We start from the raw sequence: 14,017 nt of genomic DNA, 5'->3' as shown, positions 1-14,017 counted from the left end.
GGACACGCCGTTTTAGCCTGTGGAGGCGTGGTGCAATCAGGCCGCCCGATGAAGCAGGAACCCGGTACTGCGCGAGCAGCTATCACCCAGTAATGGGAATCCCCCTCCTGTGACGCGAAGCGCTAAGGTGGGGGAGGATGTCAACTCGCTATCGAGCAGGGTCAACCCGATGATGGTGTCCTTGCTGTTATAGCGGGGGATCAGATAGCCCTTTTCTAGCAGCTTCTTCTTGAGGGCCAGCTTCTTCATGGCCCATTCACCGTTCTGCTGTGCCCATCGGCTGTAGACCGCGTAGACCTCGCTCATGGGCACTTTGGCCCCTGCTCTGGCCTGGGTGCACTCTTCAAGGAAGCAGCCAACCATATCCGACTCGGCACGGTAGGTCTCGACATCCTGCTTGAGGCGAGCAGGAATCGATGCCTTGAGCCTCTGCTCTTGCCACATCTGGCAGCCCTGGATGGCCCAGTTCAGAATGCCGGGCATCTCGGCCCGCAGCTTCTCCATCAGCATTGGGTCCAGCTGTTCCTTCGTGAAGGAGGCATTGAAGGGCAGCATCAGCATCCGACGCCACATGCCATTGCTGGTATCGCGGATCTCGGGCTTGTGGTTGCCCACCATCACCAGAGAGAAGGATGGGCGGAACTCCATCTCCTTCTTGGCGTAGGGAGCACGAGCGACAATTACGTCATCCCCCGTCATGGCCTTCACCAAGTTCTCATCCATACGGGCCCCCTCTGGCAGCTCGTTGGCGACCACCAGACGTGCATCCACCAGCTTGGTCAGTGACGGGTTCGGACCGGTATTGCCGTTGCGGTTGAACAGCAAGACGTTACTGTTGATCTGCCGACTGAACTCTCCCAGCAACTGCTGAATGACCGACATGAAGGTACTCTTGCCGTTGCAGCCGCCCCCGTGGAGGAAGAACAGGAGCTGTTCGTCGGTGCGGCCGGTGATCCAGTAGCCCACACAACGTTGCAGGAAGGCAACGTACTCGGCATTACCACAGCAGATCTCGTCGATGAACTGCTCCCATCGCGGGCAGACAGCAGCTGGGTCGTAGACCACCGGGCTATGGTGGGTCATCATGAATGCCCGTCTCGGTGCCAACAGGCGACCCGACTTCAGGTCGATGACACCGTTCGCCGTGCCCAACAGCATCGGATTGGCGTTCAGCTCGTGCAGTCTTGCCGTCATCATCGGCTTGGCCAGTTCCAACATGTTCTGAATGCCAGCCCGGTTAAGGCTGCTAGAACCGTGTCTGAGCACTGCATAAGCCCAAGACAGCTCCTCTTTCTTGCACGCCTGCTTGATCAACATCTGCCCGATTTCCTGGATCTCTTTGCCCACGGTTTGAGCAAGGATCATGGGCGTCAAGTCATTCTGGGTCCAGTGCGTACCATCGAAGTGGATGAAGCCACCTAACTCAGGGACGAACTTCAGGTTATGCCCGTGCATCTGCACGAACCGTTCAGCGTTGGCTGAATCGTTGAGCTCGTTTTCAAAGATGGCTGTACGTGGCATGACCTTGACGACTTCCGGCTGCTGATCATCGTCCTGAACGGCTTCGGCTTCGGCTTCGGCTTCGGCTTCGGCTTCGACCTCAGCCACAGGCTCAACCAGGGTGAATGCCGCCACCAGTTCGGTCAGAGGCAAGGGGTTGTCGCCATGCAGGTATTCGTCGATGTCCTTCACGCAATCTGGCAGCTTGACTTGGGTCAGCTTGAGGCCCAGCCGAGCCATCTTTGAGCGGTACTTGTCGCCCGCGTCATCAGTGTCGAAGAAGGTTACGACGTCACGGTCAGCCAGCTCACGCTTCAACCACTCCAGCTGGGTCTGTGACAGCGTGCCAATGCTAGCCAGCACAGGGCCCGGCCAACCTGCATCCACCAGCGACAGGCGGTCATTCTCTCCTTCTACCAGGGCGACAGGACCTGGAGCATTCAGACACTCTTCCCCGTAGAACTGCACCCCGTTAAGCCAATGACGGCTCGGCAGTTGGTACGGTTGACCCTTATTTGGATCCTTGAAGGTGAAGCGGCTGACTTGTCCGTTGCGGTCGAAGTGCGGGAACACATAGACACCACTCGGGAAGAAGTCACGAAGCAGATCTGGGGCATCGTTGCGAAGCTTGACCAGACCGGAGGCCAGTCGCTCCTCTTGGCTGAACCCTGCATCCTTCAGAACCTTGTTCAGGCCACCGGAGAAGCCGATATCCAACCCCACCAACACCTCCTCAGAGTGGCCACGCCGCTCCATCAGTTCGTCTACATCCAGACGGGACTGATAGTGACTAGCTGCGAGATTGAAGAGTTCTTGCAGGCGAGCAGGTGGGGCCGTGTAGATCGGCTGCTCCAGCTTCACCACTTTGCGAACGGTTGGGGTGACTGACAGCTCGCCCAGCAGAAGCAAGCGGGCTGCATCAACAGAGCTACGGGCTTTGTCGCACTTGACGACTAGATCGAACACGTCGCCTCTTTCCTCGCAACTGAAGCAGTGGAAGCTATCGCCGTCAGGGTAGAGGGTGAAGCAATCATTATGGCCGCACAGTGGGCAACTGGCATCATCCAGTCGGTAGGTGTTGGAGCCGACTTTTTTGACGTCTTGCCCGGTCAGGGCTGAGGCGACATCCATAATGGGGAACTGCTCTTTGATGGCAGCAAAGTCGATAGTCAGGGAGTGGCCAGCATCGGCCAGGGCAAATTCAAGGTCAAATTGAGTGGATTGAGACATGGTGTCTCTCCTCTTAGAGGACCGCTGCTGTGGAACTAAAATTAGGTTGTGTGTGTTCCAAGCGGCGGTAATCAGGTCGGGTAACAGCGCCCCCCGTGGGCCTATGGCGTGAGCCAAGGTGCGATGTGCGGGGGCGTCTGCCCGCCGACAACCCCGACTATACGGATCGGCATAAGCAATACAACCCCTCTTTTTTCCTCCCCAAGGTCCCATTTCGAGTTTTCGTTGTGAACAACGCAAAAACGGCTATTCATGAAATATTCTAATGATTGACAACAGGTGATGTAGTGACATTCCTTGCTAAGTTGATAGCTGGCCTCCGCCCCCGCCAAATAGGTGGGATATGAGGTCTGCCGAGATGCTGAAATTTTGGCAGATTTAAGAACTTTTTCTACGAAGTCTCACACAGAAAAAGTTCTATAAAATGCTGAAATTTCCGCAGATTGAGCACCCTAATTGGCCCTTTTGCCCTTGTTGGTGGGCAAAACGGGAAAATCAAAAACGGCAGATTTACGCAGCCTGCTCCGAGGCCACGACTGGAGGCCAGATGCTGTGATAGGATCACGCTATTTCGAGCGTTCCACGGGGTTTCCATGACAACCAATATCTCATCCCTTGCCAACCTTATCTGGTCGGTGGCTGACCTCCTGCGAGGTGATTTCAAACAGTCCCAGTATGGCCGCATCATCCTGCCATTCACCGTGTTACGTCGTCTTGAGTGCGTACTGGCCCCGACCCGTGACAAGGTGCTGGCCACCGCCGAGAGCACCAAGGCCATGCCCGAGCTGGCCCGCCATAAGCTGTTGCTCAATGCCGCTGGGCAGAGCTTCTACAACACCGCCAAGCTCACCCTGAACAACCTTGGCGAGAAGCAGATTGGCGACAACCTGGATGCCTATGTGCGGGGCTTTTCCCGTGAGGCATTCGAGGTGTTCGAGCACTTCAACTTCGCCGCCAGCATCGATCTGCTGGAAGATGCTGACCTGCTTTACAAGGTTGTCCGCAACTTCGCCAACGTCGATCTCTCCCCCGAAACCGTCGACAACTACCACATGGGTCTGGTGTTCGAGGAGCTGATCCGCAAGTTTGCCGAGAGCTCCAACGAGACCGCCGGTGAGCACTTCACCCCCCGTGACATCGTGCGGCTCACCACCTCCCTGGTGTTTGCGGCCGATGACGAGGCCCTGACGACGGCAGGGGTGGTGCGGACCATCTATGACCCCACCGCGGGCACTGGCGGCTTCCTCTCCTGCGGCATGGAGTACCTGCACGAGCTGAACCCGGCGGCCCGTCTCGCCACCTTCGGTCAGGAGCTCAACCCCGAGTCATTCGCCATCTGTAAGGCCGACATGCTGATCAAGGGTCAGGACATCAGCAACATCAAGCTCGGCAATACCCTCTCCGACGACCAGTTGTCGCTGGATAAGTTCGACTACTGCCTCTCCAACCCGCCATTCGGGGTGGACTGGAAGAAGGTCGAGAAGCAAGTGCGGGATGAACACCTGCTAAAGGGCCACAGTGGCCGCTTCGGGGCGGGCCTGCCCCGTGTCTCTGACGGCTCACTCTTGTTCCTGCAACATCTGATCGCCAAGATGAAGCCGGAGGGCGCCCGTATCGGCATCATCCTCAACGGCTCTCCGCTCTTTACCGGTGGGGCAGGTAGCGGCGAGAGCGAGATCCGCCGCTATATCCTCGAGCACGACCTGCTCGATACCCTGGTGGCCTTGCCCACCGACATGTTCTACAACACCGGCATCGCCACCTATATCTGGCTGCTGTCGAACCACAAACCGGCCGAGCGTAAGGGCAAGGTGCTGCTGATCAACGCCAGCGATCTGCACAGCCCCATGCGCAAATCCTTGGGCTCCAAGCGTAAGCAGTTGAGTGACGAAGCGATTGAGGAAGTAGTGCGTCTCGCCAGCCGCTACGAAGCAGGCCCCATCGCCAAGATCTTCCCCACTACCGCCTTTGGCTACCGTCGCATTACCGTGGAGCGGCCGCTCAAGCTCGCCTTTATGCCCCATGACGCGGAACGACTAGCGAGCCTGCAAGCCGACAAGGGCTGGGCCAAGCTCGATGCCGAGCTGCAGCAGGCCATCCTCAAGGCACTGCCAACGCTGCCGGAGCGGCTGCTCTGCCGCGAGCAGTTCAAAAAACAGCTCACCAAGGCGCTCATTGTGTTGAATAGCACTGTGAAGCTGCCAGCCCCGGCCCTCAAGCTGCTGGTCAGTACCTTCGGCGAGCAGTGCGATGAGGCTCAAGTCTGCAAGACCAAGGGCGAGGTGGAAGCCAGTAGCGATCTGCGGGACTACGAGAACGTGCCACTGGGGGAGGACATTCACGACTACCTCAAGCGGGAGGTGCTGCCCCATGTGCCGGACGCCTGGATTGATCTCGGCAAGACCGATCCGCTCGATGGCCAAGTCGGCATCGTCGGCTATGAAATCCCCTTTAACCGCCACTTCTACCAGTACCAGCCGCCCCGTTCGCTGGAAGCCATCGATGCCGATCTGGATGAGGTGGCCAGGGAGATCATGCAATTGCTGGCGGAGGTGCATTCATGAGCGAGGTAGTGGCAACTCAGCAACAAGGGCTGACAGGCAAGTACCACTCCTATCCTGAGTACAAGGATTCAGGGATCGCTTGGTTAGGGAATGCGCCCAGTCATTGGGCTGTTTTTCACGGTAAGAGACTTCTTACCCAATGCAGAGAGACGGCTAGACCAGAATCTACGCAACTAGCTGCGAGTCAGGCATACGGTGTTATTCCACAGTCTTTATTGATGGAGATGACCGGAAATAAAGTGATGCTTGCCTTGAAGGGAACGGACAACTTTAAGCATGTTTCTGAGAATGATTTTGTTATAAGCCTGCGTAGCTTCGAGGGTGGTATAGAACATAGTTCTTACTCTGGTTGTGTGAGCCCTGCATACACTGTTCTTCAAGCAGTGAAACCTATTTATCCTTGGTTTTATCGGTATCTTTTCAAGAGTTCACCCTATATTGCAGCACTACAGGCATCTACTGACAGCTTGAGAGATGGTAAATCAATCACTTTCGAGCAATTTGGCGCTATATCATTACCGCTTCCTTCACACGAAGAACAACGTACCATCGCCGCCTTCCTCGACTATGAAACTGCCCGGATTGATCGGCTTATTGCCCAGCAGCAGCGGCTGATCGAGCTGCTGAAAGAGAAGCGGCAAGCGGTGATCTCCCACGCTGTGACCAAGGGCCTCAACCCCGATGCCCCCATGAAAGACTCCGGCATCGAGTGGCTAGGCCAAGTGCCGGAGCATTGGGTTGTAAGTGACCTGAGTTATACACTTTCAGCTATTGCTGATATCGATCACTACATGCCTGAATCGGTTGATATTGGTGTCCCATATTTAATGACCGGTGACTTAAAAAACTTTGCACATGAAATAGACTTTTCTGAATGTAAACAAGTTAGCTATGTGGAATATGGTAAGTTATCTAGAAAAATCCAAGCATCAATTGGTGACGTAATAGTTGCAAGATATGCAACAATTGGTACGGCAACTTATGTTGATATAGATAAAGAATTTCTTGTTTCATATGCTTGCGTGACCGTTAAGCCGAATCTGCATAAGGTTGCAGGCTTGTATCTGTATTATTTCATCAAGTCACATTCATTTTTGGAAGGGCTGCTGAATAAGGTTAATACTAATACTCAAGGGAATGTGGGTATTAATGATCTAAAGAAAGTAAAAATATCGCTCCCTGATGTTCAGGAACAAGGAGAGGTTGTTCTTTATTTGGAGTCGATAACAAAAAAAATTGATTCTTTATCAAGGCAAGCAGAGCGGGCCATAACCTTAATGAATGAACGCCGCACAGCCCTGATCTCCGCCGCCGTGACTGGCAAGATCGATCTGCGGGGCTGGACGGCACCCACCGACGAGGTGGTCGCATGAGTTCAATGCCGCAAACCGAGGTGACTGATGCTATCGCTCCAGACATCAATGACGAGCAGTACCGCTGGCTGACCGAGTTGATTTTCGATAGTAAGGAGCTCGATAAGCTGGGGGGCATGGTCTCGGAGTTCAACCTGTTTGAAGCGATGGGAATGGTGCGTCAGGAGATCCGCCACTCCCATTTTCTCGGCACCCTCTTTAATCCCCGAGAACCTCATGGTTTGGGCTCTCGCTTCTTTGAATCGCTGCTTTCAAGGTTGCTCTATGTGCCGGATCGGCGTAGTGGCGAAGTATCCCTGCTCGATATCCATCTCTGCGATTACGACGACCTGCAGGTGTTTCGTGAGCAAGATCGTATCGATCTACTGCTGGTGAGCCCGTAGGTTCGATTAGCGAAGCGTAATCGGACGATCGCGTTATCAGACCTTCTCGTTTTCTCGCACAGGAGTGAATGGTATGACTCTGCCTACCCTCACCGCACAGTTAGCCGCACTCGCCGCCGCTCACCCCGAGGTGATGGTGCTGTGGCTCTATGGTTCCCACGCCAAGGGGAACGCTGGGCCCCACAGCGACTGGGATCTGGCGGTAGCCTTCGACCCCGTCAAATTGGTTGACTCTCTGGATAACCGGTTGCGGCCCGAGTTGCTGGCCCTCGACTGGCAGCGAGCCTTGGGGCTGGCCGAGGGGCAGTTATCGGTGGTCGATATCAATCAGGCGCCCATTCCGCTTGCCTTTGCGATTGTCGATGCCAACCGGGTACTGTTTTGCCGCGATCAGGGTCGCCGTCTGCGTGAAGAAGCCCGTATCATGTCGCAGATGGAATTCCTTCTCTACAGCCAAGCCAATGAGCATAAGAAATACTGAGGTCTGGTATGCAGCTTGCCGATTACCAATTTCTACAGGCACTGGCGAGATTACCGTTTGTCGAGGCGATCTGGCTATTTGGCTCGCGAGCCCGGGGTGAGCAGCGTGAACGCTCCGATATCGATCTCGCCATCGAGTGCCCCGGTGCCTGCGAGGCGCAATGGCAGCAGGTGTTGGCGATCATCGATGAGGCCGATACCCTGCTCCCTATCGATTGTGTGCGACTCGATGAGGAGTCGCCCCAGAGCCCGCTGTATCAGGCCATCCTGCGTGACAGGGTGCCTCTCTACCGACGAATGACGCCTTAAGGAAGTGCAATGAGTCTGGATCTGAATCTGGTTGCCCTTGGCAACGCCCTGCAACGTCTCGCCGAATCCCTGAGCTATGACGCGAGCCAACCGCTGGTGGTCGATGCCAGCATCCAACGCTTCGAGTTCTGTATCGAACTGACCTGGAAGACCCTGAAAAAGGCGCTGGCGGCGGAAGGTATCGAAGCCAATACCCCCCGTGAGTGCATGAGCCAAGCCTATGCGGCCCACTGGCTGGCCGATGAGACGGTCTGGTTGTCGATGCTCAAAGATCGCAACCTGACCTCGCATACCTACAAGGAAGCTCTTGCGGTCGAGATCTATAGCCGTCTGCCGGGGCATCTGGCGGCGATGCAGTCGCTTTATCAGGTACTGCTGGCCCGAGGGGGTCAGCCATGAGCCTGGACCTCAGTTTGGAAAATAGGGCTCGGGAGAAGGCATTTCAGGATCATATCATCGAGCAACTGGCTGCATCAGGTTGGCTGGTCGGTGAGTCGTCTCGCTACGACAAAGAGCGAGCACTCTACCCGGAAGATGTGATCGCCTATGTGCAGGAGAGCCAGCCAGAGGGGTGGCAGAAATACTGCAAGACCTACGGTGAGGAGCCAGAGCGTCATCTGCTCAACGCCGTGGTCAGGGCTCTTGAGAGCGATGAGCGGGGCACCTTGTGGTTACTCCGTCATCAGGTAGAGGATCGAGGGCACCGGCTGGCAGTGGCCACCTTCAAGCCTGACCATGACCTTAACCCCACGCTTTGCGAGCGTTATGCCAAGAACCGGCTGCGGGTGGTGCCAGAGCTGGTTTACAGCCCTCACGGCTATGAGGGGCGGCTCGATCTCACTCTGTTTCTCAACGGTATTCCGGTGGCTACCTTAGAGCTCAAGTCTTGCTTCAAACAGAGTCTGGAGAACGCCAAGCAGCAGTACCGCTTCGACCGCCCACTGGTGACGGCGGGCAAGCGTGAGCCCTTGCTGGCTTTTCGTCGCGGAGCCTTGGTGCACTTTGCCGTGAATCAGTTTGAGGTGGCGATGACCACCCGGCTGGCCGGAGCAGATACCTTCTTCCTGCCGTTCAACCGGGGCACCGCCAAGGGTGGGGCAGGAAACGATCAGCCTGAGACAGGCTATGCCAGCGAGTACCTCTGGCAGGAGATTTTCTCCCCTAAGACCTTCCTCAATATTCTGGGCCGCTATCTGCATCTGCAAGTCACCTTTGATGAGGACGCCCTCGGCCGTCGCAAGAAGAAAGAGACGATGATCTTCCCCCGCTATCACCAGTGGAAGGTGGTGGAGACGCTGTTGGCGACCCTCCGGCAGGAAGGCAGCGGCCAGAAGTACCTGATCCAGCACTCGGCGGGCTCGGGCAAGTCGAACTCTATCGCTTGGTTGACCCATCAGCTGGCGTCGCTGCGGCGAGTCAGTGACGGTGGCTCGGGGGATAAGCTGTTCAATTCGGTCATCGTCGTCACCGACCGGACCGTGCTCGATAGCCAGTTGCAGGAGACCATCGCTCAGTTCGATCACGCATCCGGGGTGATCTCCCGCATTAATCGGGAAGAGGGGGATGGCAGCAAATCTGCTCAGTTGGCCGAGGCACTGACCAGCGGCACTCCCATCATTATCGTCACCATTCAGACCTTCCCCCATGTGCTCAAGGCGATTCAGGAGAGCTCCAGCCTGAAGGCCAGCCGCTTTGCGGTGGTGGCCGACGAGGCTCACTCCAGCCAGACCGGCAAGACAGCCCGTCAGCTGCGTGAGGTGTTGATGGCCGAGCAGTTGAATGATGAAGAAGAGCTCTCGGCCGAGGATGTGATGAACCTGACCTTGGCTGCCCGTGGCGGCAGCCAGAACATCAGCTACTTCGCCTTCACTGCTACCCCGAAGGCCAAGACGCTGGAGCTGTTCGGTCGCTCGCCCAAGCCCCATCTGCCCATTTCTGATGAGAACAAACCCGAGCCATTCCATGTCTACACCATGCGCCAGGCGATCGAGGAAGGTTTTATTCTCGATGTGTTGCGGAACTACACCAACTACCAGTTGGCGTTCAAGCTGGCGATGGATAGCGAAGCAGCTGATGCAGAAGTGGACAGCAAGAAGGCCAAGCGCAAGCTATCCCAGTGGGTCCGGCTGCACCCGCACAACATTGGCCAGAAAGTGCAGGTGATAGTCGAGCACTTCCGCCAGCACGTTGCACCGCTGCTGGCCGGTCAGGCGAAAGCCATGGTGGTGACCAGCAGCCGGATGGAGGCGGTCCGCTACAAGCTGGCCTTCGACAAGTACGTTAAGGACCAGGGTTATCAAGCCATTCGGGCCATGGTGGCCTTCTCGGGCGACATCGAGGACGAGGGACAGACGTGGAACGAGCGGAACATGAACCCGGAGCTGAAGGGCAGGGACATGCGTAAGGCGTTCGATACGGCTGACTATCAGGTGATGCTGGTGGCCAACAAGTTCCAGACCGGGTTCGATCAGCCCAAGCTGTGTGCCATGTATGTAGACAAGAAGCTGACCGGGGTGGACTGCATCCAGACCCTCTCGCGGCTCAACCGCACCTATCCGGGCAAGGAGAGTACCTATGTGCTCGACTTCGTGAACGACCCGCAGGATGTGCTGGAAGAGTTCCAAAAGTATTACGAAACCGCCACGCTGGATTCAGTGTCGGACCCGAACCTGATCTATGACCTGTTCCACAAGCTCAAGGGCGAAGGGATCTTCACCTGGCCCGAGGTGGTAGCGTTTACCGATGCCTACTTCGACCCCAAACGGGGGGCCGATGCCTTCTTGCGGCACGCCGTTCCGGCCAGAGATCGCTTCGCCAAGCGTTACCGGCTGGCCATCGATGCTATTCGGGAGTGCCGGACCCAGCTCAAGTGGCTGATCGAACAGGGCGGCTCAGGGAGTGATCAGGCCAACGCCGAGCGGCGGTTGAAAGAGGCCGGGGAAGCCCGTTCGGTGCTGGAGCTGTTCAAGAAGAACCTCAACGGTTATGTGCGGTTCTACGAGTTTGTCTCTCAGATCACCCCCTTCGACGATTACGACATGGAGCGGCTGTGTGTCTTTGCTCGTCACCTGTTGCCTCTGCTGCGGGAAGAGGTACTGGATGAAGAGCAAGTAGACCTTTCCTCGGTGATGCTGAGCCACTACCACCTCAAGGCCAAGCGGACCCAGGATCTGCAACTCAAAGAGAATGCGGCCGGTTATGGGCTGGAGGGGATCGCCTCCCTCGGCAGCGCCAAGCCGAAAGAGGAGAAGAAGGATTTCCTCTCCGAACTGCTGGCTCGGATGAACGATCTGTTTGGCCTGGAAGTGACTGATGGGGACAAGCTCGACTGGGTGCAGGGGATGGTCAGCAAGCTAAGCGAGAACGGCCCCCTGATGGAACAGGTTCGCAATAACCCACGGGAATCGATCCTGCATGGCGATTTCCCGAATGCGGTGGATGAAGCCGTCATCGGGCGAATGGAAACCCAGCAGGGCATGTCGCTGACGTACCTCTCTCACCCCGATAAGGCCAGGGCATTGCAGAATATGCTGCTGGACTTGCTGCTCGAGGGGTTGGCTGGCCATCAGTCATTACGGACACAGAGCCAGTAGGCGTTTGCTGGAGAGGCATGTCAGGGTTGACGTGCTCCTTCAGCGGGCAACGAGACCGAGCAAAGGAAGTGGGAACACCATCCTAGGTAGGTCGAGGAGGTCTGCCGATCTGCTGAAATTTTGGCAGATTTAAGAACTTTTTCTACGAGATTTCATACAGAAAAAGTTCTATAAAATGCTGAAATTTCAGCAGATTGAACATCCAAAATGACCCCTTTGCCTTTGATGGCGGGCAAAAGGGCCAGATTCAAAATCAGCAGATATTAGCCTTGCGGGTTCCGCAGTGGACGCCAGACGTATCCTGATAGCTCTTTGGCATTTGCCGGGGGCAGAGTATGCAGATCATCTGCTTCGAAACCGAAATGGTTCATCATCTCTGACAGGGAGTAGCAGAGTTGATCGCCTTCCGCTTGACTGAAGGTGCCGTCATAGCGCTGGATGAAGTTCGGGGTGAAGCTCTCACCTGTTGTGCAGACCGGCAGCGTCTGTATCTTGAGATCTTCTGGCCCACCTTCTGTAATCTTGACGGCGTACCCGAGCAATGGGTAACGCTCAAGGGTCGTTTCTCCGTTGTCGTTTGGTTCGACAATGATGTAACCGTACTCACTGGGCTGAGCGGGGATAAAATGAGTAGTTGCCACTGGTGTTCTCCTTCACACAAAACGAGACGATATTGCTAAAAAATGGTCTCAAGTGAGTTTTAATTCCTCTTTTTTGACCACGAGTGGAAACATATCGCGTCATAAAAGGGAAAACCGTGAAATCCGTCTAAAAATTTCTAAGAGGGCTCATAGGTGAATGTGGGCCCCTGCACCCCTTATACCAGTTCCGTTCGGATTCAATAACAACCAAGCCCCCTGGCATAAGTAACTCGTGTACCCAAACGACGCGAGGTTACTGTTATGTCACAACACTATGATGATCAACCCGGACAGGGCGATCACATCATCAATCAGGCATTGGCCATTCTGGAGAGCCGACAGCGGCATCTTGGCAATGCCTTCACTCAACCCAAAGCGGCAGCAGACTTCCTTCGGCTCAAGATGGGGGAGTACGAGCGGGAAGTGTTCGCCGTCATGCTGCTCGACAATCAACACCGACTGCTCGATTACCAGGAGCTGTTCTTCGGCACCATCAATGCAGGCACCGTTCACCCCCGTGAGGTGGTCAAGGCGGCCCTTAACAGAAACGCCGCTGCGGTCATTCTGGCCCACAACCATCCCTCCGGTATGGTCGACCCCTCGGACGCCGACAAGGCTGTCACTGTTCGTCTCAAGGATCTGCTTGAGATGGTAGACGTGCGAGTGCTCGACCACTTTGTGGTGGGACAGCACGACATCGTCTCGTTTGCCGATAGGGGGTTGCTATGACCCCATCCAAACCGCTACAGGCTTTGTTCACCAAGATCATCGGCAGCTACCCCGACGCCACCGCCCTGACCCTCAACTTCCGCAGTCACGATTATTCCGCCGACACCGGTGGTTACCGTCCGGTCGAAATCCGTCTGGAGAAACGGGCTGGCAGCTGGGGGATGGCCTACGTTACTGAGTTCACTTACCTCGGTGGCGAGCTGGTCAAGGATCTCGATTTTGACTTCAACGCCGGGCTGGCATCACAGCTCTGGAGTGGAGAGCGGCCACTGGCCACCACCATGGACCTCTACCGGCTCTGGGAGAGGAACTTTCTCGACTATCACCGGATGGAGGTCTACCGCCTGAAGATAACCCCTGAGTAATCGCCATGAATGACTTCATGAAAACCTTGCTGCTGGACGCCTTGAAGGCAGCCCTGACGGCATTTGCGTCGGTCATCGTCAACGCGATGATGGCCCGCTACATGCCGCCACACTTCTACAACATGAACGAAGAGGACTACCCATGAACAAAATGATCCTGACCTCGGTGACTCTGGTTGCCATTGCAGGGGGAACCCTGATGATCCGCCTAATCGCCCGTGACAAGGCTCACGCTGAGGAGCTGGCCAAGGTATTACGGATGCCTGGCGGGTCGACGCGTCATTGAGATCCCCTGGTCGGCACCCTGCATGACCAATAGATAGAGCAGCCAGAGCATCTGGTTGACTACCCCTGCGGGCCCTCCATCACGGAGCGGCCCGTTTTCATTTGTATCACTGGCTCAGGTCAATAGACCAAGGTACACTGACGCGACCGGTCAGAAGGTCGAAAGGAACCCATATGACCGGCAAAAAGTGGCACTTTCGCTCGCGTCACACGGGCTTGCCCTATTGACCAGGAGGAGACCATGGCACTGGTGGGATACGCACGTGTCAGCACTGTGGGGCAGAGCCTGGATGCCCAGCTTCAGGCTCTGGCTGAGTGCAGCAAGATATTCCAGGAGAAAGTGAGCGGGGCAAAGGATGACCGTCCTCAGCTCTCGTTGATGCTGGATTTTGTTCGTGAAGGAGACGTGGTGATGGTGACTGCGTATTCCGGCGAAGTTGAACAGCCATTCCGGCCAACGTGAACACCCTGATCCTTAACGCGCTCACGTCACCCCGTTTCTAACTCGAGTGTTCAGATTGGGTCAACTCACTTCTCCTCTTTCTCATCGATTCTCCCTTCAGTG

14 protein-coding genes are annotated in these 14,017 nt (G+C 56.0%); 12 read left to right on the top strand and 2 right to left on the bottom strand.

Going from position 1 to position 14,017, the window contains the following annotated elements:
• Window positions 1-36 precede the first annotated feature (36 nt).
• Complete coding sequence (locus tag MUW49_RS10740; RefSeq protein ID WP_244812735.1) at window positions 37-2,730, bottom strand: phage/plasmid primase, P4 family; 2,694 nt, start codon at window positions 2,728-2,730, stop codon at window positions 37-39.
• Window positions 2,731-3,323: 593 nt separating this feature from the next.
• Here MUW49_RS10740 and MUW49_RS10735 point away from each other — a divergent pair.
• From MUW49_RS10735 to MUW49_RS10705, 7 genes are all read left to right on the top strand, one after another.
• A complete protein-coding gene (locus tag MUW49_RS10735) occupies window positions 3,324-5,294 on the top strand; it encodes a class I SAM-dependent DNA methyltransferase (protein ID WP_244812734.1) in 1,971 nt (656 codons plus the stop codon).
• Window positions 5,291-6,667, top strand: coding sequence for a restriction endonuclease subunit S (locus tag MUW49_RS10730; RefSeq protein WP_244812732.1), 1,377 nt, complete (start codon window positions 5,291-5,293; stop codon window positions 6,665-6,667). The genes MUW49_RS10735 and MUW49_RS10730 overlap by 4 nt, the downstream gene beginning before the upstream one ends.
• Window positions 6,664-7,050, top strand: coding sequence for a PD-(D/E)XK nuclease family protein (locus MUW49_RS10725; protein ID WP_244812731.1), 387 nt, complete (start codon window positions 6,664-6,666; stop codon window positions 7,048-7,050). The genes MUW49_RS10730 and MUW49_RS10725 overlap by 4 nt, the downstream gene beginning before the upstream one ends.
• A 73-nt stretch (window positions 7,051-7,123) precedes the next feature.
• Window positions 7,124-7,531 (top strand): nucleotidyltransferase domain-containing protein, encoded by a 408-nt coding sequence (locus tag MUW49_RS10720; RefSeq protein WP_024943932.1) that lies wholly within the window; start codon window positions 7,124-7,126, stop codon window positions 7,529-7,531.
• A gap of 8 nt (window positions 7,532-7,539) precedes the next feature.
• Entirely contained in the window at window positions 7,540-7,839 is a 300-nt protein-coding gene (locus MUW49_RS10715; protein ID WP_201957523.1) for a nucleotidyltransferase domain-containing protein, read from the top strand.
• Between the two features lie 9 nt (window positions 7,840-7,848).
• Window positions 7,849-8,238, top strand: a complete 390-nt coding sequence (locus MUW49_RS10710; protein WP_005345157.1) for an HI0074 family nucleotidyltransferase substrate-binding subunit — start codon at window positions 7,849-7,851, stop codon at window positions 8,236-8,238.
• On the top strand, window positions 8,235-11,432 hold the full coding sequence (locus tag MUW49_RS10705) for a DEAD/DEAH box helicase family protein (protein WP_244812729.1): 3,198 nt from the start codon (window positions 8,235-8,237) through the stop codon (window positions 11,430-11,432). Before MUW49_RS10710 ends, MUW49_RS10705 begins: the two co-directional genes overlap by 4 nt.
• A 263-nt stretch (window positions 11,433-11,695) precedes the next feature.
• On the opposite strand, the gene MUW49_RS10700 is transcribed toward MUW49_RS10705, so the two are convergent.
• On the bottom strand, window positions 11,696-12,073 hold the full coding sequence (locus MUW49_RS10700; RefSeq protein WP_024943929.1) for a hypothetical protein: 378 nt from the start codon (window positions 12,071-12,073) through the stop codon (window positions 11,696-11,698).
• A gap of 261 nt (window positions 12,074-12,334) precedes the next feature.
• On the opposite strand from MUW49_RS10700, the gene radC reads away from it, so the two are divergent.
• The 5 genes from radC to MUW49_RS10675 all read left to right on the top strand — a co-directional run bounded on the left by radC (window position 12,335) and on the right by MUW49_RS10675 (window position 13,915).
• Window positions 12,335-12,802: a DNA repair protein RadC gene (radC, locus tag MUW49_RS10695; RefSeq protein WP_157160914.1), complete on the top strand. Its 468-nt coding sequence runs from the start codon at window positions 12,335-12,337 to the stop codon at window positions 12,800-12,802.
• Window positions 12,799-13,167, top strand: a complete 369-nt coding sequence (locus MUW49_RS10690; RefSeq protein ID WP_043852068.1) for a DUF2787 family protein — start codon at window positions 12,799-12,801, stop codon at window positions 13,165-13,167. The genes radC and MUW49_RS10690 overlap by 4 nt, the downstream gene beginning before the upstream one ends.
• A 5-nt stretch (window positions 13,168-13,172) precedes the next feature.
• Window positions 13,173-13,313 (top strand): hypothetical protein, encoded by a 141-nt coding sequence (locus MUW49_RS10685; protein ID WP_021230273.1) that lies wholly within the window; start codon window positions 13,173-13,175, stop codon window positions 13,311-13,313.
• Complete coding sequence (locus tag MUW49_RS10680; RefSeq protein ID WP_167332170.1) at window positions 13,310-13,453, top strand: hypothetical protein; 144 nt, start codon at window positions 13,310-13,312, stop codon at window positions 13,451-13,453. The genes MUW49_RS10685 and MUW49_RS10680 overlap by 4 nt, the downstream gene beginning before the upstream one ends.
• 240 nt (window positions 13,454-13,693) lie before the next feature.
• The gene (locus tag MUW49_RS10675) at window positions 13,694-13,915 is read left to right on the top strand and encodes a recombinase family protein (RefSeq protein ID WP_348521185.1); all 222 of its coding nucleotides are present in this window, start codon (window positions 13,694-13,696) and stop codon (window positions 13,913-13,915) included.
• Window positions 13,916-14,017 lie beyond the last annotated feature (102 nt).

Source organism: Aeromonas sp. LsrichE-8G (assembly GCF_022869435.1).
Lineage (GTDB): Bacteria > Pseudomonadota > Gammaproteobacteria > Enterobacterales > Aeromonadaceae > Aeromonas > Aeromonas caviae.
The sequence above is the reverse complement of the archived record's forward strand: the minus strand, read 5'-3'. Positions and strand labels throughout refer to the sequence as shown.